Here is a 20,810-nt window from a genome sequence, read left to right as displayed (position 1 = left end):
TGTGTCGGCCCACGGTGGTTCTCCTTATCGATTGACTGCGCAAGGAAGCGCTGAGCTCCCGTTCTGCTGACGGCTCATCCGGGCTCGCAACGCGCACGGGCAGGGGCCGGACCGGGTGCCATGGAGGGCTGAGGGCAATCGGGGCGGGCCTCAGACGTCGGGGCTTCCCAGGAGGATCGCGCTCTTCACCCCGCCGACCTGGTAGTTGAAACTCAGCGCGTAGTCGAAGTCGAGAGGCCGGGTTTGCACGCCGGGAACGGGGTCGAAGGTGAGGTTGTCTGCCGGCTGCTCGCAGTTCGCGGTGGGACATACCTCGCCGCGCTCCATCATGAGCAGGGTAAGAGCGACGCCGAGACAGCCCGCGGGCGCGCCGTTGTGGCCGAAGCAGCCTTCCTGGGACGTCATCAGAAGGTCCTGGGCGGCGGAGCCGTACAGTTCCTTGATCGCGTTCGCCTCGAAGGCGGTGACCACCACGTTGCCGTCGCTGCCACCGTGGACGTAGGGCACCTGGCCGATCTCCCAGCGGTCTGCGAGACACCGGCGGACGGCGGACACCAGCTCGCGGCCCGTCTCGTCGGAAGCCAGAGGGTTAGTCAGCCCGTCGCGGGTCGTGGCCTGGGCGAGCACCTGACCGTACAGGTGGGCCCCGCGCCGGGTGGCGTGTTCGCGGCTTTCCATGATGACGGTCACCGATCCCTCGCCGTGGTTGATGCAGTCGGCACGACGGTCGTAGGGGCGCATGAGGGAGTCGAACGACGGCAGAAGCGCGGGCATGTCGTCGGACCGGATGTTCTCGTACGTCTTCTGCGCGCCCTGCAGCAGGCGCTGGATGTTACGGATCAGTTTGACGCTGAAGATGTCGACGCCGGTCACGACGGCGATGTCGACCTCGCCGCCGGCGATCAGACGTCGGGCGTTGCCGATCTGCACTGCGGATGACGCGCAGCCGCACGAGACCGTGAAGTTGGGGCCTTTCGATCGGGACAGTGCGCCTTGGACCAGGGCAACGTCGGAGGGAGTGACGGCCTGTTCTGCCGCGACGAACAGTTCCATCGCCTCCGACACGCGAATGCTCTCGGGATCGGCTCGCAGCACGGCGAGGTAGCTGTCGATGTTCGCGTCGACGCCGCCGCGTCCGGCCAGGATCGCCGCGTCGGCCAGGTCGCCCGAGTAGGGATCCAGTTCGGCGTCCGAGCATGCCTGCGCCATGGACATCAGGCCGAACCGATGCGCTGCGGTGTAGTGGCGTGAGAAGAAAGGGGCGATATCGGGGAGGCGTTCGTCGAACATTGCGTCCGAGAGGTCCACGGAGCCGTAGTAGGCATTGCTCTGCATGAGGCAGGAGGCCCCTCGGGAGGCGATGTTCCACAGGTCGTCCGCGGTGAAGACGGGTCGCCCGTCACCGGGAAGGCAGAACCCGATACCGGTGACCACGGCATCCCGTGCGTGCCGGCCGCCTCCTGAGAGGGAGGCCGCCCCGCTCACGACACACCTACGTGCAACAGAGAAGTCGTCATGGTGATCCCCTTCGGATCAGTTGGTAGGACCCGCACGTAATCGGCTGTGTGCTGCTGAGGAAGTGATCCCGCAGCGGCCGGATTCGTACAGGTATCTATTCGGCAATGTACGTGTGGTAGATCCATCGATAGATCGGCAGCATTTCACCATCGAGTTCGGCATAGTGATCCACGAACTCAAAATGCTCATAACCGTTCCGGTGGGGAACCGTCACTCTTGTTTCATTTTTCAGTGATTTCACTTCCCAGGTCGACGGAGATCCCTCCGGTCCTCCGCTGAGCATTACACGAATCGATTGAGGCATAGCGCTCTCCAGTCGGGAGGATCGGCGCTGTGTGATCAGCGCTGAGTGATCAGCGGAGACGTTGGCTTGATTGTTTTCCGCCATGCCGCCCCGAGTGCAGCCGAAAATGCTTCCACCACAGAACGGTGAGTGTCACCATGCCGCGCAACTGGTCCAGGAATCCCATGTTCGGCGCGTCACTCCCCATCGTGCGGGAGCTGGTCCGGAGGCGGCGCGGACGGTATCGGCGACCGGCCTCGCGTACGAAACGACGTGGCCGCCACAGGGTCGAAGCCGACAGCGTGCGCCATCGTGACCGCATTGACCAGCGCGGTTCCAGGGCGTCGCGCGGGGGTCCGGGCGTAGACGGCCGCCGAGATCACGACGGGCCCTGATGGCGGGAGGTAGGCCCTGATGACGGATTGGACAGCATTGGGAACTCGCATGGCGCCCCTTTGGCGAGGTGATGCGAGCCGCCTCTTCCTTGCCGGGGGCGCTCATTGCGACGAACGATCTCGATGCTGCACACGACTGGCTGGCCAGTTGTGTGGTGGATCGTCGGTTGCCGCGCTCCCCGGAGAGGAGGGCAGCCCACCGGTTGGATTCAAATCGGTTATCCCACAGGGCTGAATAATCTCGCAATGAGGCCGCTTGCAATTCACCCGTATGGCGCAATGTGGTGAACGGCGGACTCCATCTTTCCGTCGGGTCTTCGCAAATCCAGCCTCACTGGTCACGAAGTCGCATTCGTGACGGTTTGTCGCCGAGATGTCGCGCACGAATGGAGATGGCCCGCACTCCGGTAATTATCTGGCAGTGGCTGATTGCGGTGAAATGGTCTTGGCGTGACTGCCGCCGTCACGGCGGCAGTGGCCCGCAGCCGGCCACCACTCTCGGAGCAAGTTTCGGACTGGGCCAATCGGGTGACTAATTGGCACAGGGGTTGATGGCAGTTCATTCATTGGAGTTACTGAAGTCGTTGAACCGGTGGGTCGCCCATCCCTCTCCGGGGAGCTCGGCAATTGGCCCGCCCGTTTCAGCCCTCCCTGCTGGCAGGGCTTCGGCGAGCAGAGCCACTGCAAGGCTGCTCCGGAGAGCCACCGGCCGGTGGGTGCTCCCCGACATCGGCTGGTGAAGCGTCTCGCCGTGCTTGAGACCGGGCAGTGGTGCGCACGTCGCGGCTGGTGTCCGTCGGCCCCCGATCGCCGTCGGATCCGCCCCGTCCCGAGCGGACTCATCGCCGCGAGCCACTGCCCGGTTGCCTTTCCCGGAACTGAGAGCCGATCTTCCTCTCACCCCTGCCCCCGTCGGGCATGAGGGAAGCCCGTCCCGCTCTCGGCCGGTTCCCGTGCGGACCGCAATGGTCCGCCTGTCACAGGAGGATCCGTCATGTCCACAATCGCAACCTCGTCCGGCCAGTCACAATCGGTCGCCCAACTGCCTTTCCCCTTCGGTCCGCTGCTCCTGGCGGTCCTGCCCAACTCCGGACCGGTCGCCGGCGGCAACACGGTCCATCTCCTCGGAGCGGGCCTCAGCGGTGCCACCAGCGTCCTGTTCGGGACCACGCCGGCCACCATCGTCTCCCAGGACGTGCTGGGGCTCACCGTCACGGTCCTGGTCCCGGCGCACGCCGCAAGCACGGTACCGGTCACCGTTACCACGAGCGGTGGTACCAGCAACCCGGTTCCCTACACCTACGCGAGCCCGTCCACGCCTGCGCCTCCCACCGCCACCAGCATCATCCCGGCCTCGGGCCCGGTCGTCGGCGGCACCCCGTTCGTGATCACCGGCACCAATCTGAACGGCGGCACTGTCACCGTCAACGGCGTTCCGGCCACCGTGCTGGGCAGCGACCCGACAGGAATCCTGCTGTTCGGGATCATCCCGGCCGGCGCCACCGCGGGCAACGTCCCGGTCGTGGTCACGACCGCGGCTGGCACCACCACTGTCCCCGGCGGGTACACCTACATCTGACCACCCCCTCACGGCCTGTCTCCCTCCACGTCGCCACGCCGACTGGCCAGGGCCGTGAACAGCGCCGGCCTGCGAGTTCCTCGCGCAGGCCGGCGCTGTTCGGAACCAGGGACGATTCTGTAGCGACCAGCCCACCCGGCGGCGACGGACGCGAGGACGCAATGGCAGAGAAAACGCTGCGTATGAGGTGACCCCTGTGGTGTGGACACACCTGACAATGGATCTTGTTGATGCTGGAAGGTGTAGATCTACGTGGCACGACCCTCGAAGCACAGTGCGGAGTTCCGGTCCGACGTGATCGCGTACGTCAACCCCGAGACGCTGCGGACCTGGGTGCGTGATGCCGACGGTCGTCCAGTCGCCGTCGGCGCGTCGCAGGATAGCGAGGCCGAGTTGGTCCGGCTGCGGGCGGAGAACGCGCGGCTGGCCAAGGCGGAGAAGGAATGGCAGCTGGAGCGGGAGATCCTGCGTCGGGCAGCGGTCTATTTCGCCCGGGAGATGAAGTGAGGACCGCCGCTTGGGACTTCGCCTCCGTCGATGCCGAGATGTTCGGCATCAAGCGGATATGCCGGGTGCTGGAGGTCTCCCGCTCGGGCTACTACCGGTGGATCACCGGCGCCGAGGCGTGGGCGGGGCGGCAGTTTCGAGGAGGACGCCCTGGGCGAGGAGATCCGCGAAATCCATGCCGAACACCGCGGGAACTACGGCGCGCTTCGAGTCCATGCCGAACTGCGCGGCTTCGGCCACACGGTCAACCACAAGCGCGTGGCCAGGCCGATAAGCAAGCACGGCATCGTCGGCCGTCACCTGCGGAAGAAGAAGCGCACCCTGACTCATAGGCACGGTAGTTCGGCCATTTCGCGCGTTCGATATTGAGGGCACCGGCTCCTACAGCGTCGGGCTCGCATCCCATCTGCGCAGGCACGGTCACCGGCCGGTCGAGGTCAACCGGCCGGACCGGCGCGTGCGCCGCCAGCGAGGCAAGTCCGACCCCATCGACGCGGAGAGCGCCGAGGGCAGCATGGAGATGATCCGTCACCTCAAGGTCGCCCGCGATGGCGCGGTCAAGGCCCGCACCCAGGCCATGGTCCCTCTCAAAGCCCTGATCGTGACGGTTCCCGACGAGCTGCGCCAGCAGCTCCAGGGCCTGTCGAAGATGGCACTCATCGAGCGATGCGCCGGCCTGCGCCCCGGACCCGTCACCAGCCCGACCGCGTCCGCGAAGTACTCCCTGCGCGCGATGGCCCGCCGTTGGAAAGGCCTCAACGATGAGGCCAAGGAACACGACACCCTGCTGGGCGAGCTCACCAAAGCCCACGCGCCCGATCTGATCGACGCCTTCGGTATCGGCGCCGACACTGCTGCCGAGGTGCTGGTCACCGTCGGCGACAATCCAGAGTGGAAACAGATCGTTAACTACCCGGCCTTGTTGTGTCCTGAACGTGAAAGGAAGAAGCATGTAGGAACTCTTCTTGTAGCGATGCTGTACGGAGGATGAAGGTATGGCCCTTCAAATTCGCCCTGCGGGGGGAGAATTTAAACCACCTCATGCTGCGCTAGCTGAAGACTGCCGTGGTGAACGATGAGGAAAAGGCGTCCATTGAGACGTCAGGTGGGGATCGGGAAGGCGAGCGCAAGCGAATCGCTGCTGACGTGTCGAAAAGTAGAGTTGACATCAGAACCGGGGTGTCAAGGCAGTCCCGGGATGAGTCTGGCGGGTGCCCGTTTATTGGCCAGGCGGTGTCCGGCATGCAGGCGACGCGAGCCCGGTCTGCGGCCTTCGTACGGAACAGGAGAAGGCGGGCTTGGATACGTCTCCGCTGGTGAGCGGGGAGAGAGGGAGCGTCCCGGGCGGTCCGAAGCCGTGAGGGACTGAGTACCGACGCCAAGTACGCCGGCGGACCGGCTCGTAGTAGTGATGAAACCCCTGTAACGGGGGCGGAGCGAAGGGGCCGGGTCGTTCGTGACTGTGTTTATTCGATCAACCGGGCGTTACCCGGGAGGAGTCGCGTGAACGAGTTGAAAGCGTCAGGCAAGCCGTTCAATATTTCCAAGCAGTCCGTCTGGGAGGCGTACGAGAAAGTCAGGTCGAATAAGGGCGCAGCGGGCGTGGATGCGGTGTCGATGGAAGAATTTGAGAAGGATCTTAAGAACAATCTATACAAGATCTGGAATCGTCTCTCCTCCGGCACCTATTTTCCGCCTCCGGTGCGTGCGGTGGAGATCCCCAAGAAAGGGGGCGTCCGGATATTGGGCGTGCCCACGATCGGGGATCGTATAGCCCAGACGGTGGTTGCCGGGGTGCTGGAGGCCAAGGCCGAGCCGGTCTTTCATCCCGACTCCTACGGTTACCGTCCTGGGCGGTCGGCGATTGATGCTGTGGGCCGGTGCCGAGAGCGCTGCTGGAAGGCGGACTGGGTCATCGACCTGGATATCCGCGCATTCTTCGACAGCGTTCCGTGGGACCTGGTCCTCAAGGCGGTCGCCGCCCACACTGATCCGTCCCAGTCCTGGGTCCTGCTGTATGTGCGACGCTGGCTCGCCGCACCGCTGCAACTGCCCGACGGGACACGGCGCGAGCGGGACCGGGGGACGCCCCAGGGCTCATCGGTTTCGCCGGTCCTCGCCAACCTCTTCCTCCACTACGCCTTCGACGCCTGGATGGCGCGGAACTTCCCCGCCATCGGGTTCGAACGGTACGTGGACGACGCGGTGGTCCACTGCGTCAGCGAACGCCAGGCATGCTTCGTGCTCGCGGCGATCGAGAAGCGGATGGCCGAGGTGGGGCTTGAGCTGCACCCGGAGAAGACACGGATCGTGTACTGCCAGGATGCCAACCGGCGTGCCTCGTACGAGCACACCGAGTTCACCTTCCTGGGGTTCACCTTCCGCACCCGCTCCGCGGTGCGCAAGGACGGCCAGATGTTCCGGTCGTTCCTCCCCGCCATCAGCGGGGAAGCCCTGCGCAGGATCAGTTCCGAGGTGCGGTCCTGGCGGCTGCACCACCGCACCAGCCTGACCGAAGCGGATCTCGCACGGTTCATCAACCCGATCATTCGCGGGTGGATGGCGTACTACGGGGCCTTCTGCCAGTCGGCCCTCTATCCCCTCCTGGAACGCGTCAACGCCTACGTGATGCGGTGGATGCGCAAGAAGTTCAAACGGCTGCGGGGCAGGAAGAAAGCCCAAACGGCGTGGAACCAGGCCGTCGCACGGCGACCCCGGTTCTTCGCCCACTGGGTCTGGACCACCCATGCCCCCCGCGTCTGGTGACCAGAACGACAAGAGCCGTATGACGAGAGATCGTCACGTACGGATCTGTGAGGGCCGAGGGGTGAGAATCCCCTCGGCTACTCGGCGGGCAAGGCCCATCCTGGGTTCGTGCAGTGCCGGCCAAGGCGTTGGCGCCGTACGCGCGCATCCACGTTATGCAGACCGGAGCGGGCGCAAGACGGACATGCTCGACGCCATCCGGGCCGCGAGGAGCTGGCCACCGAGCATCTGATCTAACCCCGGCTTCGCGGCGAACGCGAGGCCCTGCGGGTCCTCCTTGCCACCCGTCACGGCGCTGTCCTCGCCTCCACCGCCGCGATCAACCAGCTCAAGGCCCTGATTCAACCGGACCATGCGGGGCTCCTCCAGCGGCACGAGAATGACCTCGCTCTCAGGTGCTTCATGTTTCCGGAATACGGAACGTGACCGAGGCCACCGGACGACCGGGCTCGCCATCGAGGGCCTGATCGACGAGGTGAACCGGCGCCGCGGGCGCTGTTCACCGGGCTGGGGACGTGAGTTGGCGACGGATTTCACCCGGCCAGTGCGATCCGTGCCCAGAACGTGCGGCCTCCGTCGGTCTCCTGCCGCGTTCCCAGTGCCTGCGCGGACTGCGCAACCATCACCAGGCCTCGACCGTACTCGTTGGCGTTGCCGACACGGTGCGGGACGGACGATGTTCCACCCTCATCCTGGACTTCCACGAGAAGCCAGTCACCGTCCTTTTGCAGACGGCCCGTGATCGAGAGGCTGTTGGTGTGGACGATGGCGTTGGTCATCAGCTCAGAGATCACGAGTAAGGCCGCACACCGGGCACTTTCGTCCGTTATATCCTCGGAGTCCATCCACAGCCGGGCCAGTTGGCGGCAGACCGGCACCGCCCGCTCCAATGGCGGCACCCGGAACGAGGCCGGTCGTCTGCTGGGGCAACCGTCGGCCAGGGCCCGGGCTGACGCCGTATCCGGCCATTGTTCAATCTCTTGGGGGGACAGTGCGATCTGCACCCCCGACCAAGCAGTCGGCAGCATAGTCCTTCCTCTCTCATCCTGGGCCTTGCCCAGGATGGCGGGGTGGCAGGTTTGCGCTTCAGGACACAACGCGGCACCAACCGCTGGCTGCGGATTCCTGCCGTACCGATGCGCTCGCCGGGCGAGGGACAACCGTGCCGAGAGCTGAGTGGGCGGTTCAGTGACGGTAAGCGGGGCACACCCGCCCGAAGCCGACACGGCGGGCGGGGGTCCGGACGATGCCGGCCACCGGCCCTGGAGATGATTCGGTGCCGTGGGGAGGCGGCAGACTCCGTGCTCCGGCAAAGTCCCTGCGCCGTGCGCGACGGTGAGCGGGTTGGCCGAGCACAGCGTGAGAGCGACGGGCACCCTGCCGACTGGCGTCGCGCCGCGTCGACCTGAGCGGTCTCACCGTAGAGCTCAGGAGTCCGAGACCGGGCACTGGACGTCGGAACCGTCGCCAAGGAAGCTCGCATGGTGTCCCCATAGAGGTCACTTGGGCCGCCGCGCCAGTCGGTGCCACCGGCACCGACTGGCGGATCCAAACCCCTCCCACAGGGGTGCCCATTGCGGCAGCCCCACCCGGCAGATGCCCAGGCTTTCACCTCACCTGGACAGCTACGAGAGAATTGAGCAGCCACTCCCCCGGGGAGGGTGGGCGGCCCACCGGTTTGGATAGTGATAGTTATCCTCTCGGGCGCACATGACAGCAACAAAGCCGACGCAATGTCACCCGAATGGCGTACCTGTGGCAAAATTCGTACCCTTCCGCCTCGGGCCACTCGAAGACTCACCGGGCAGGCCGCCATCATGCATCTGGATGAAGTGTTTCATGCACGTGAGCAGCACGCGATGTCGCGGAATCGGTGCCACGCGACGCAACAATTCTGCTTGGCGAATCGCTTCTTCTGACTTCCTTTAATGACCGGCTGTCCAGCCAGTTCTTGGCGTGATCTGTTCGGTCTGATCCCTTGGGGTAATTCGACGGCCGGTAACGCCCTACGTCAAAGCCATAAGGTGTCGCAACATCGCATCCCGCGCTGTGTGCACTGCACTGTGCGCACTCCGGCGCTGCGGCCGACACCAATGACTCGGTTGAAATCCGCACCGTCACGGGCCAGATCGCCCCCGACGCCGCGAATCACCCAGTCCGCAGACGGCGTGAGACAGCCCTACCAGCCGTCGCGAGCAGGCATTTTGGCGCGATCCGTACAGTCGGCCATCGACTCGTAACCGCGGCACTGTGGTGATCGTTTGACGCCGGGTCGCGGAATAGTGCAGCCTCATTTCTGTAGCCTATGAAGTCGCGTGCCGACGAGGGACTCAGCCGTGGAACTGACGCCCGAGCGCAAGCTTCCAACGGATCCTTCAGGCCGGGCGATTGAGTCATGCGACACTCAGAAGCCACAGCTGTATAACCACCAGTCGTTTCCGTGCTGCGCCGCTCGGATCCCTCGGAGTACCCACGTCCATACGAAAGAAAAGTTCCTTTAACGTACAAGTTGATCGAGCTTGGATCTTACAGATGAAACACGAGGCGGATCCTTGTCACCACCGGCATCGATTCAGTCATATGGTTCCTCGATTGAATATTGCCCGGCGCAACCGGATGGACGCGGGGCAACAGGAGCTGGGTGGGCCTCCTGGAGCCCCCAGGCATTCGACCCTATCCATGCTCCACCAATTTGCAATTTGAGTCGCTTCAGTCGCTGAAAGGAGTACGTATGGTTCCTGATCTGCACCTACGTGACAGCAACTCAGGCCGGACCGTAGCTTCTCGACCGGCAACTTGGTTGCCTGACGTGCTGTCAACCACGCTGCGACGCGCCTGGCCAGTACAACCGGCCAACTGTCCGTCGCAAGGCATGCCCGCCAATTGCCACGACTGCCAGAGCCCGGGCCACAGTTTCCGCGAGTGCCCGCGTCTCCCAGCCGGCCGCTGGTGTCACTGCTTCCACGCCTCGACGACCTGTGCGTGGTGTATCCAGGTGCGTGAGCGCATCAGCCTGAGTCCGGGGTGGGTGTCGCGGGCGGTGATGCCGGTCCGGTCGTCATCGATGTCCATGCGACATCGCCGCCCGAACGAAACCGGCTGCTGCCCGGCATCGCGGTTACCCCGTCGGGGTCACTGCACGGATGTCACCGCTTCGCGGCGCTGCGCGGTGCAAAGTACCCGGCCCATATCGCTTCGACGCTGTGGCCCCCGGTCCTCGACTGCACTGTCATGGCAGAGGAGGCAAACGTCAGTGCCACGTTCAGCCGAGCCGCTTACACCGCGGGCGGCCTGGCCACCACCGGCCGTCTGGCGGCGCAAGACGCGGAAGCGGCCCTGGTGGCGGCCGCGGTACACATGCGTCCGGGCCAGGAACGCCGAACTCCGCACATCATCCAGTCCGGGATTGCTTGCGGGCAGCCGCCTTCCGCTCGATCCGGGAGACCGCAGGTGAACCACGTACCCAGCCATGATGACGGACCGTTCGACCCTCAAAAGGTCGTACGTCAGATTCTGCTCGGCTCCGGCTCCCCTGCCAGCACCGTCCCCGCGCAGGCCGCCAAGAGAGCTGCGCCGACGGCGATGCGGGCAACCGAGCACGGTCTGCTGCCCGACACCCTCAGCGACCGTGGCAACGCTAAGCTGTTCGTCGCCTTGTACGGGCGGGGCTTCAGGCATGTGCCGGGCCTGGGCTGGTACCGGTGGTCGGGCTATCGGTGGGAGATCGACGAGGCCGACACCGTACTGTGGACAGCCGGCGAGATGGCCGAAAGGCTGGCGGAGACCGACCCGCACGGGCGGCACGGCGAAGCAGAGCTGCGCCGACACCGCCGGCGGGCTCTGACAACATCCGGAATGATGGCCATGCTGATACAGGCCAAGGCCGCGCCTGGGATGACTCTCAACGCTGCGCTGCTGAACGCGGATCCCTATGCACTGTGCACTCCGGAGGGGGTGGTCGACCTCCATACCGGCTTGGTCGCCGCGCCGGATCCGGAGAGACATTGCCACTCGCGTGCCACGAGCGTCGAAGCCCGGCCGATGGGAACACCCCGCTGGCAGCAGTTCCTCACCGACACGTTCGGCGACGACGCCGACGGCCATCAGATGATCGGCTTCCTGCACGAGCTGCTGGGCTACTCGATCACCGGTGATGTCGGTGCGCAGATCATGCCATTCTTTTATGGACAGGGAAAAAACGGCAAAAGCGTCTTTCTGGACGTCATCGTCAGACTTCTTGGGGACTACGCGGATGCCGCCCCGCCCAGTCTCCTGATGGCCCGGTCTGGCGTCATGCACGCCACCGTTCTCGCCGAGCTGCATGGCCGGCGCATTATCGTCTGCTCCGAACCCAAGCCCGGTGACCGCCTCGACGAGTCCCGCGTCAAGATACTGACCGGGGGAGACCGGATCAAGGCCCGCAGGATGCGACAGGACTTCTTCAGTTTCACCCCCACCCACACACTGTGGCTGCTCGGCAACCAGCGCCCTGAAGTCAGCACCGGCGGCTACGCGTTCTGGCGCCGGATGAGGCTGATCCCGTTCGACCGGGTCGTCGCAGACGACCGGAAGATCGACAACCTCGCCGACGCCCTGGTCACCGAAGAAGGACCGGGCATCCTGCACTGGCTCGTCACCGGCGCGCGCCGCTATCTGAATGGTCCTCGCGACCTGACGGGCCCCCCGCGGGTACGCATCGCCACCCACACGTACGCAAGGACCGAAGACCATACGGGCCGGTTCCTGAGCGAGTGCTGCACCGTGGACCCCGCCCTGCGTGCGGAGCAAACCCAGCTCTACACCAGCTACCGGAACTGGTGTCGGCTGGAGGGAGCCAACCCGGTCTCCTCGCGAGCGTTCGCCGCACGTGTCCGTGAGACCGTCGGCATCACCACACCCAAGGAGATAATCCTGTCCAACCAACGCAAGTTCTACCCCGGTATCGCGTTGAACCCCGAACTAGAAGAGCAAGCATGAATGTTCTCATCGGGCCCGCCCGACTCGCCTGCGGGAACGCCTTGCTTCGTGCGCGGCCGCTGCCGCGGTGACGAGGATGCTCCGCTACGTACCGATCAGGCACGGGGATCAGAAACAGATCCGCGAGTCGGCACGGCTGAGGAAGCCCCAACGCACCACACCCGCTCTTGGCCGTTCGCGCACTTCGGCACGGTCGTCGCCTACAAGGCGAAGTGGGCCGGGTGCCGCAACCTGCTTGCCCAGGCCAACGCGAAACCACCCTTGAGCAGCTGACATCAGCGGTTCCCCTGTACGTGCTGGAGGACATCGCCGAGCAGATGCAGCTTGCCGAACATCTCTTCACCCCGTTCAGGGAGATGCCGATGGGGGAGCGGGGTGCTGGCCTGATTTCGTCGGCAGCGGCGACCTCGGCGGAGCGGATGCGGACTTCATCGTGGTGGGCTCTTGGCGGACTGCAAAGCCACCATCCGCTCCCACAAGATCGGCCGAGCCGAGGTACAGCAGCTCGCCGGCTACCTCCTGCTCGACTACGACGACACTCATGCGATCAACCGGGTCGGCTTCTACTTTTCCCGCCAAGGTGCCCTCATAAGCTGGAGCGTGCCCGACTGAGGCTGACCCTTTGGAGTGGACACCCTCACAATGGATCTTGAAGGTCGAGGAAGGGATGTCCAGGTGGGGACGCCAGTCTCCGTGCCCGGAAGGGTTTCGGAAGGACGCCGTCGCGTTGTACTGAGCCGCCGGTGGCAAACGTAGGCGAGCTCAAGCGGTCAGCGCGTCACCGCTGTTCAGGAGGTCAGCGTAGACCTCTGCTGGAGTGCGGTAGCCATGGGTCTTGCGCGGACGATGGTTGAGCTCATGGGCGATGGCGTCCAGGTCGGCCTGGCTGAACGTGCGGAGGTCCGTGCCCTTGGGGAGGTACTGCCGAAGCAGCCGGCTGGTGTTCTCGTTGGTGCCGCGCTGCCATGGGCTCCGCGGCTTGCAGAGGTAGACCGGCATCCCGGTCTCGGCGGTGATGGCCTGGTGCTCGGGGCCGTCTCCCGGCCCCGGTCCCAGGTGAGCGTCCGCCGCATTTGGGGCGGGATGCCGAGGAGACTCCCGGTGAGGTGTGGAGTGACCTGCTCGGCCCTGATGCCGTCGGGCAGCGCAACGACGGCCGTGTAGCGGCTGGTGCGCTCGACGAGCGTGGCGACCGCCGAGGGCCGGGTGCCCATCACGAGGTCGCCCTCCCCGTTGGCGGGGGACCCTGCGGTCCTCGACCTCGGCGGGGCGGGCAGTGATGGACACCATGCCGCGGATGATGCCCCGCCCGGTGGACCGACGGGCGGACTACGGGCGGACTACGGGCGGACTACGGGCGGCGCATGGGCCTGGCTGACCGCAGCCGCTGGGTGAGGCTGCGGTCAAATCGCCCGGCGCCGACGAGGGTCGTAGCGCGAGAGGCAGATCGCTTCGTGCGGCATCTGCATGGAGGCGTCACCGGGGAACTGGCGTCGCAGCCATCCTGCGATCTGCTCGGGAGACAGCACAGAGCCGGCTTGGCCTCCACCAGCGCGCGCAGAGCGGGCCGTTGGGCGAGCTTGGCCTGCTTGGGCCGGCGCCCACGCCGGACGCCCGCCATGAGTCGACCCCGTGGGAGTGGACCCTGACCTACTCCGGTGCTCTGAAGGCCCTGGACTCATCCATGATTCGACCATACGGGTGATGTTTACCCCATCCTCTCTTTCTCATCCCGGTCCCGATGGAGTACTTGTAGTAGGGGAACCCGAAGGCCGCCCATCCTTCTCGGGGGACTGTTCCGGTCGACCTACCGAAAGGCCGACCAGCACGTGGATGGGCTGACGGACGTCGGTGAGCTCCCTTACCTTCAGTGCGCAGTCTGCACCGCTGAGTCACCAGACTCAATGCAGCCCATCCGGATCAGACAGACCTGTGATCTGGAAGGGCAAATCATGACCTCAGCACTTCAGCGTAGTTGGCGGCAGCTCCTCGGACTTCCGTGGAGGGGCTATCGTCGTCCCCTTGCGGCGGTCTCATCGGACCCGACTGTGACAGTGGGCACGACACCGGCAGGAGTGGCGATCACTCCGGACGGGCTGCACGCCTACGTGACGAACGAGGGCAGCAACGACGTCAGCGTCATCGACACCGGTACCCTCACCGTCACAGCCACCGTGCCCGTTGGAACAACACCCTTCTGGGTCGCCATCACCGGCGACGGCCTCCATGCGTACGTGACGAACGCGAGCGACAACACGGTTAGTGTCATCGACACCGTCACCAACACCGTCACCGCCACCATCGCTGTCGGAACCACGCCCCTCGGAGTGACGATCGCGGGAACCAACGCGTACGTAGCCAACGCGAGCGACAACACGGTCAGTGTCATCGACACCGTCACCAACACCGTCACCGCCACCATCGCTGTCGGAACTGGCCCCTTCGGCGTAGTGATCGCCGGCACTCAGGCGTACGTGACGAACGCGAGCGACAACACGGTTAGTGTCATCGACACCGTCACCAACACCGTCACCGCCACCATCGCTGTCGGAACCACGCCCCTCGGAGTGACGATCGCGGGAACCAACGCGTACGTGGCCAACAACGGTGACGGCACGGTTAGTGTCATCGACACCGGCACCAACACCGTCACCGCCACCATCGCTGTCGGAACCGGACCAGTCGGTGTAACGGTCGCGGGCACCCACGTGTATGTGGCCAACAACTCCGATGACACGGTCAGTGTCATCGACACCAGCACCAACACGACGACCTTCGCAATCCCCACGGGGCCGGGACCGTTCGGGCTGGCGACCACACCGGATGGGTCGACGCTCTACATCACCGACAACTCCGACAACAGCGTTACCATCACTCCCACCGTCCCTTTCCCCACCACGACGACGCTGGCCTCGGCACCGGACCCCTCGGTGTTCGGTGAGGCGAAAACGTTCACGTCTACCGTGACTTCCTCGGTAGGTACTCCGACGGGGACGGTCAGTTTCTTCGATGGGGCGACATTGCTGGGTACGGGGACGTTGAGCGGCGGGGTGGCGTCGTTCGCGACGTCGTCGTTGTCGGTTGGGTCGCATTCGCTGACCGCGGTCTACAACGGCGATTCGAACTTTGCGGGTTCGACGTCTCCGGTCGACGCCCAGACGGTGAATCAGGCGAGTACGACCACGGCTTTGGCTTCGGCCCCTGACCCCTCTGTTTTCGGTGAGGTGAAGACGCTGACCGCGACGGTGGCGGTCGTGGCGCCTGGAGCCGGTACCCCTACCGGGACTGTGAGTTTCTTCGACGGGGCCACTTTGCTCGGCACCACGAGTCTCTCCGGCGGGGTGGCCGTGTTCACCACCTCCACCCTCGCCATCGGCACTCACTCCCTCACCGCCGTCTACAACGGAAGCGGTAACTTCAACACCTCTACATCCCCCGTGGACACCCAGACGGTGAATCAGGCGAGTACGACCACGGCTTTGGCTTCGACCCCTGACCCCTCTGTTTTCGGTGAGGTGAAGACGCTGACCGCGACGGTGGCGGTCGTGGCGCCTGGAGCCGGCGCCCCTACCGGGACTGTGAGTTTCTTCGACGGGGCCACTTTGCTCGGCACCACGAGTCTCTCCGGCGGGGTGGCCGTGTTCACCACCTCCACCCTCGCCATCGGCACTCACTCCCTCACCGCGGTCTACAACGGCGATTCGGACTTTGCGGGTTCGACGTCTCCGGTCGACGCCCAGACGGTGAATCAGGCGAGTACGACCACGGCTTTGACTTCGGCTCCTGACCCGTCCGTTTTCGGTGAGGTGAAGACGCTGACCGCGACGGTGGCGGTCGTGGCGCCTGGAGCCGGCGCCCCTACCGGGACGGTGAGTTTCTTCGACGGGGCCACTTTGCTCGGCACCACTACTCTTTCCGGCGGGGTGGCGTCGTTCGCGACGTCGTCGTTGTCGGTTGGGTCGCATTCGTTGACCGCGGTCTACACCGGCGATTCGGACTTTGCGGGTTCGACGTCTCCGGTCGACGCCCAGACGGTGAATCAGGCGAGTACGACCACGGCTTTGACTTCGGCTCCTGACCCGTCCGTCTTCGGTGAGGTGAAGACGCTGACCGCGACGGTGGCGATCGTGGCACCCGGAGCCGGTACTCCCACTGGGACAGTCGACTTCTTCGACGGGGCCACTTTGCTCGGCACCACTACTCTTTCCGGCGGGGTGGCGTCGTTCGCGACGTCGTCGTTGTCGGTTGGGTCGCATTCGTTGACCGCGGTCTACACCGGCGATTCGGACTTTGCGGGTTCGACGTCTCCGGTCGACGCCCAGACGGTGAATCAGGCGAGTACGACCACGGCTTTGGCTTCGGCCCCTGACCCCTCTGTTTTCGGTGAGGTGAAGACGCTGACCGCGACGGTGGCGGTCGTAGCGCCTGGAGCCGGCGCCCCCACCGGGACGGTGAGTTTCTTCGACGGGGCGACATTGCTGGGTACGGGGACGTTGAGCGGCGGGGTGGCGTCGTTCGCGACGTCGTCGTTGTCGGTTGGGTCGCATTCGTTGACCGCGGTCTACACCGGCGATTCGGACTTTGCGGGTTCGACGTCTCCGGTCGACGCCCAGACGGTGAATCAGGCGAGTACGACCACGGCTTTGACTTCGGCCCCTGACCCGTCCGTCTTCGGTGAGGCGAAGACGCTGACCGCGACTGTTACGCCGGTGGCGCCTGGAGCCGGTACCCCTACCGGGGCGGTGAGTTTCTTCGACGGGGCCACTTTGCTCGGCACCACGAGTCTCTCCGGCGGGGTGGCCGTGTTCACCACCTCCACCCTCGCCATCGGCACTCACTCCCTCACCGCCGTCTACAACGGAAGCGGTAACTTCAACACCTCCACATCCCCCGTGGACACCCAGACGGTGAATCAGGCGAGTACGACCACGGCTTTGACTTCGGCCCCTGACCCGTCCGTCTTCGGTGAGGCGAAGACGCTGACCGCGACTGTTACGCCGGTGGCGCCTGGAGCCGGTACCCCTACCGGGGCGGTGAGTTTCTTCGACGGGGCCACTTTGCTTGGCACGACCGCTCTTTCCGGCGGGGTGGCGTCGTTCGCGACGTCGTCGTTGTCGGTTGGGTCGCATTCGTTGACCGCGGTCTACACCGGCGATTCGGACTTTGCGGGTTCGACGTCTCCGGTCGACACCCAGACGGTGAATCAGGCGAGTACGACCACGGCTTTGACTTCGGCCCCTGACCCGTCCGTCTTCGGCGAGGCGAAGACGCTGACCGCGACGGTGGCGATCGTGGCACCCGGAGCCGGTACTCCCACTGGGACAGTCGACTTCTTCGACGGGGCGACCCTGCTCGGCACCGGGACACTCAGCGGCGGGGTGGCCGTGTTTACCACCTCCACCCTCGCCATCGGCACTCACTCCCTCACCGCGGTCTACACCGGCGATTCGAACTTTGCGGGTTCGACGTCTCCGGTCGACACCCAGACGGTGAATCAGGCGAGTACGACCACGGCTTTGACTTCGGCCCCTGACCCCTCCATTTTCGGTCAGGTGAAGACGCTGACCGCGACGGTGGCGGTCGTAGCGCCTGGAGCCGGCGCCCCTACCGGGGCGGTGAGTTTCTTCGACGGGGCGACTTTGCTCGGCACCACTACTCTTTCCGGCGGGGTGGCGTCGTTCGCGACGTCGTCGTTGTCGGTTGGGTCGCATTCGCTGACCGCGGTCTACACCGGCGATTCGAACTTTGCGGGTTCGACGTCTCCGGTCGACGCCCAGACGGTGAATCAGGCGAGTACGACCACGGCTTTGACTTCGGCCCCTGACCCGTCCGTCTTCGGTGAGGCGAAGATGCTGACCGCGACTGTTACGCCGGTGGCGCCTGGAGCCGGTACCCCTACCGGGGCGGTGAGTTTCTTCGACGGGGCGACTTTGCTCGGCACCACTACTCTTTCCGGCGGGGTGGCGTCGTTCGCGACGTCGTCGTTGTCGGTTGGGTCGCATTCGCTGACCGCGGTCTACACCGGCGATTCGAACTTTGCGGGTTCGACGTCTCCGGTCGACACCCAGACGGTGAATCAGGCGAGTACGACCACGGCTTTGACTTCGGCCCCTGACCCGTCCGTCTTCGGTGAGGCGAAGACGCTGACCGCGACTGTTACGCCGGTGGCGCCTGGAGCCGGTACCCCTACCGGGACGGTGAGTTTCTTCGACGGGGCCACTTTGCTCGGCACCACGAGTCTCTCCGGCGGGGTGGCCGTGTTCACCACCTCCACCCTCGCCATCGGCACTCACTCCCTCACCGCGGTCTACACCGGCGATTCGAACTTCGCGGGTTCGACGTCTCCGGTCGACACCCAGACGGTGAATCAGGCGAGTACGACCACGGCTTTGACTTCGGCCCCTGACCCCTCCATTTTCGGTCAGGTGAAGACGCTGACCGCGACGGTGGCGGTCGTAGCGCCTGGAGCCGGCGCCCCTACCGGGACGGTGAGTTTCTTCGACGGGGCGACTTTGCTCGGCACCACGAGTCTCTCCGGCGGGGTGGCCGTGTTCACCACCTCCACCCTCGCCATCGGCACTCACTCCCTCACCGCCGTCTACAACGGAAGCGGTAACTTCAACGCCTCCACATCCCCCGTGGACACCCAGACGGTGACCAAGGCAAGTACGACCACGGCCTTGACTTCGGCCCCTGACCCGTCTGTGTTCGGTCAGGCGAAGACGCTGACGGCGACGGTGACGGCGGTGGCGCCGGGAACTGGTACTCCCACCGGGACGGTGAGTTTCTTCGACGGGGCCACTCTCCTGGGTACGAGCCCTCTGTCGGGCGGGGTGGCGACGTTGTCCGTCTCCAGCCTGGGGGCGGGGTCGCATTCGCTGACCGCCGTCTACAACGGAAGCGGTAACTTCAACGCCTCCACATCCCCCGTGGACACCCAGACGGTGACCAAGGCAAGCACGACGACCACGGCGAGCTCGTCGCCCAACCCTTCCGTCTTCGGACAACCGGTGACCCTCACGGCCACGGTGGCCGCCGTGGCACCCGGGTCCGGTACACCGACAGGAACGGTGACGTTCTTCATCGGTGGTATCCCTCAGGCACCGGTCACGCTGTCCGGCGGTGTCGCCACCCTGACCGTCTCGAACCTGCCGGTCGGAACACGGCCCATCTGGGCGACCTACAACGGTGACAGCAACTTCACCACCTCGACCTCGACCACCTTCAGCCAGACCGTCAACAAGGCCAACAGCAGTACGGCCTTGACTTCGGCCCCTGACCCGTCTGTGTTCGGTCAGGCGAAGACGCTGACGGCGACGGTGACGGCGGTGGCGCCGGGAACAGGTACTCCCACCGGGACGGTGAGTTTCTTCGACGGGGCGACCCTGCTCGGCACCACGAGTCTCTCCGGCGGGGTGGCCGTGTTCACCACCTCCACCCTCGCCATCGGCACTCACTCCCTCACCGCCGTCTACAACGGAAGCGGTAACTTCAACGCCTCCACATCCCCCGTGGACACCCAGACGGTGACCAAGGCAAGTACGACCACGGCCTTGACTTCGGCCCCTGACCCGTCTGTGTTCGGTCAGGCGAAGACGCTGACGGCGACGGTGACGGCGGTGGCGCCGGGAACTGGTACTCCCACCGGGACGGTGAGTTTCTTCGACGGGGCCACTCTCCTGGGTACGAGCCCTCTGTCGGGCGGGGTGGCGACGTTGTCCGTCTCCAGCCTGGGGGCGGGGTCGCATTCGCTGACCGCCGTCTACAACGGAAGCGGTAACTTCAACGCCTCCACATCCCCCGTGGACACCCAGACGGTGACCAAGGCAAGTACGACCACGGCCTTGACTTCGGCCCCTGACCCGTCTGTGTTCGGTCAGGCGAAGACGCTGACGGCGACGGTGACGGCGGTGGCGCCGGGAACTGGTACTCCCACCGGGACGGTGAGTTTCTTCGACGGGGCCACTCTCCTGGGTACGAGCCCTCTGTCGGGCGGGGTGGCGACGTTGTCCGTCTCCAGCCTGGGGGCGGGGTCGCATTCGCTGACCGCCGTCTACAACGGAAGCGGTAACTTCAACGTCTCCACATCCCCCGTGGACACCCAGACGGTGACCAAGGCAAGCACGACGACCACGGCGAGCTCGTCGCCCAACCCTTCCGTCTTCGGACAACCGGTGACCCTCACGGCCACGGTGGCCGCCGTGGCACCCGGGTCCGGTACACCGACAGGAACGGTGACGTTCTTCATCGGTGGTATCCCTCAGGCACCGGTCACGCTGTCCGGCGGTGTCGCCACCCTGACCGTCTCGAACCTGCCGGTCGGAACACGGTCCATCCGGGCCACCTACAACGGTGACAGCAACTTCACCACCTCGACCTCGACCACCTTCAGCCAGACCGTCAACAAGGCCAACAGCAGTACGGCCCTGACCTCGGCCCCTGACCCGTCTGTGTTCGGTCAGGCGAAGACGCTGACGGCGACGGTGACGGCGGTGGCGCCGGGAACTGGTACTCCCACCGGGACGGTGAGTTTCTTCGACGGGGCCACTTTGCTCGGCACCACGAGTCTCTCCGGCGGGGTGGCCGTGTTCACCACCTCCACCCTCGCCATCGGCACTCACTCCCTCACCGCCGTCTACAACGGAAGCGGTAACTTCAACGCCTCCACATCCCCCGTGGACACCCAGACGGTCACACCGTGACCACTGTCGCGCCAGCGGTGCCCCGGCCGGCTCCATCCGGTCGGGGCACCGCTCTGCCTGAACCTCAGCCGCAGCCTCCAGAC

Annotated in this window: 13 protein-coding genes; 8 read left to right on the top strand and 5 right to left on the bottom strand. The window is 65.3% G+C overall.

Translation table 11 applies throughout. The annotated features are described in order from the left end of the window. Positions 1-150: 150 nt before the first annotated feature. Together OG520_RS01055 and OG520_RS01050 are read right to left on the bottom strand one after the other, a co-directional pair. Positions 151-1,434 (bottom strand): beta-ketoacyl synthase N-terminal-like domain-containing protein, encoded by a 1,284-nt coding sequence (locus OG520_RS01055; protein WP_406016390.1) that lies wholly within the window; start codon positions 1,432-1,434, stop codon positions 151-153. A 178-nt stretch (positions 1,435-1,612) separates the two neighbouring features. Beyond that, positions 1,613-1,906 (bottom strand): DUF5988 family protein, encoded by a 294-nt coding sequence (locus tag OG520_RS01050; protein WP_406011808.1) that lies wholly within the window; start codon positions 1,904-1,906, stop codon positions 1,613-1,615. A 1,284-nt stretch (positions 1,907-3,190) separates the two neighbouring features. Between OG520_RS01050 and OG520_RS01045 the strand changes: the two genes are divergently transcribed. The 5 genes from OG520_RS01045 to ltrA all read left to right on the top strand — a co-directional run bounded on the left by OG520_RS01045 (position 3,191) and on the right by ltrA (position 7,048). After that, entirely contained in the window at positions 3,191-3,775 is a 585-nt protein-coding gene (locus tag OG520_RS01045; protein ID WP_406011807.1) for an IPT/TIG domain-containing protein, read from the top strand. Positions 3,776-4,027: 252 nt separating this feature from the next. Then, positions 4,028-4,282: a hypothetical protein gene (locus OG520_RS01040; protein WP_406011806.1), complete on the top strand. Its 255-nt coding sequence runs from the start codon at positions 4,028-4,030 to the stop codon at positions 4,280-4,282. Positions 4,283-4,312: 30 nt separating this feature from the next. After that, complete coding sequence (locus OG520_RS01035) at positions 4,313-4,651, top strand: IS3 family transposase (RefSeq protein WP_406011805.1); 339 nt, start codon at positions 4,313-4,315, stop codon at positions 4,649-4,651. 88 nt (positions 4,652-4,739) lie between these two features. Then, positions 4,740-5,273 (top strand): hypothetical protein, encoded by a 534-nt coding sequence (locus OG520_RS01030; RefSeq protein ID WP_406011804.1) that lies wholly within the window; start codon positions 4,740-4,742, stop codon positions 5,271-5,273. Positions 5,274-5,785: 512 nt separating this feature from the next. After that, positions 5,786-7,048, top strand: coding sequence for a group II intron reverse transcriptase/maturase (gene ltrA / locus OG520_RS01025; RefSeq protein ID WP_331749232.1), 1,263 nt, complete (start codon positions 5,786-5,788; stop codon positions 7,046-7,048). A gap of 153 nt (positions 7,049-7,201) precedes the next feature. Here ltrA and OG520_RS01020 read toward each other — a convergent pair whose 3' ends face one another. Together OG520_RS01020 and OG520_RS01015 are read right to left on the bottom strand one after the other, a co-directional pair. After that, positions 7,202-7,402 carry a hypothetical protein gene (locus tag OG520_RS01020; RefSeq protein WP_406011803.1) on the bottom strand — a complete coding sequence of 67 codons (201 nt, stop codon included), beginning with the start codon at positions 7,400-7,402 and terminating at the stop codon, positions 7,202-7,204. Positions 7,403-7,581: 179 nt separating this feature from the next. Further along, on the bottom strand, positions 7,582-8,076 hold the full coding sequence (locus tag OG520_RS01015) for an ATP-binding protein (protein ID WP_406011802.1): 495 nt from the start codon (positions 8,074-8,076) through the stop codon (positions 7,582-7,584). A gap of 2,203 nt (positions 8,077-10,279) precedes the next feature. Here OG520_RS01015 and OG520_RS01010 point away from each other — a divergent pair. Together OG520_RS01010 and OG520_RS01005 are read left to right on the top strand one after the other, a co-directional pair. Continuing rightward, complete coding sequence (locus tag OG520_RS01010; protein WP_406011801.1) at positions 10,280-12,025, top strand: phage/plasmid primase, P4 family; 1,746 nt, start codon at positions 10,280-10,282, stop codon at positions 12,023-12,025. A gap of 444 nt (positions 12,026-12,469) precedes the next feature. Next, positions 12,470-12,637: a hypothetical protein gene (locus OG520_RS01005; protein ID WP_406011800.1), complete on the top strand. Its 168-nt coding sequence runs from the start codon at positions 12,470-12,472 to the stop codon at positions 12,635-12,637. A gap of 150 nt (positions 12,638-12,787) precedes the next feature. Here the strand turns inward: OG520_RS01005 and OG520_RS01000 are convergent, their stop codons facing one another. Then, positions 12,788-13,024, bottom strand: coding sequence for an IS30 family transposase (locus tag OG520_RS01000; protein WP_406011799.1), 237 nt, complete (start codon positions 13,022-13,024; stop codon positions 12,788-12,790). Between the two features lie 1,076 nt (positions 13,025-14,100). Between OG520_RS01000 and OG520_RS00995 the strand changes: the two genes are divergently transcribed. Continuing rightward, a complete protein-coding gene (locus tag OG520_RS00995) occupies positions 14,101-20,727 on the top strand; it encodes a beta strand repeat-containing protein (RefSeq protein WP_406011798.1) in 6,627 nt (2,208 codons plus the stop codon). The last annotated feature ends 83 nt before the right edge of the window (positions 20,728-20,810 follow it).

Origin of the sequence: Streptomyces sp. NBC_00984 (genome assembly GCF_045162475.1) — a bacterium.
GTDB lineage: Bacteria > Actinomycetota > Actinomycetes > Streptomycetales > Streptomycetaceae > Streptomyces.
The sequence above is the reverse complement of the archived record's forward strand: the minus strand, read 5'-3'. Positions and strand labels throughout refer to the sequence as shown.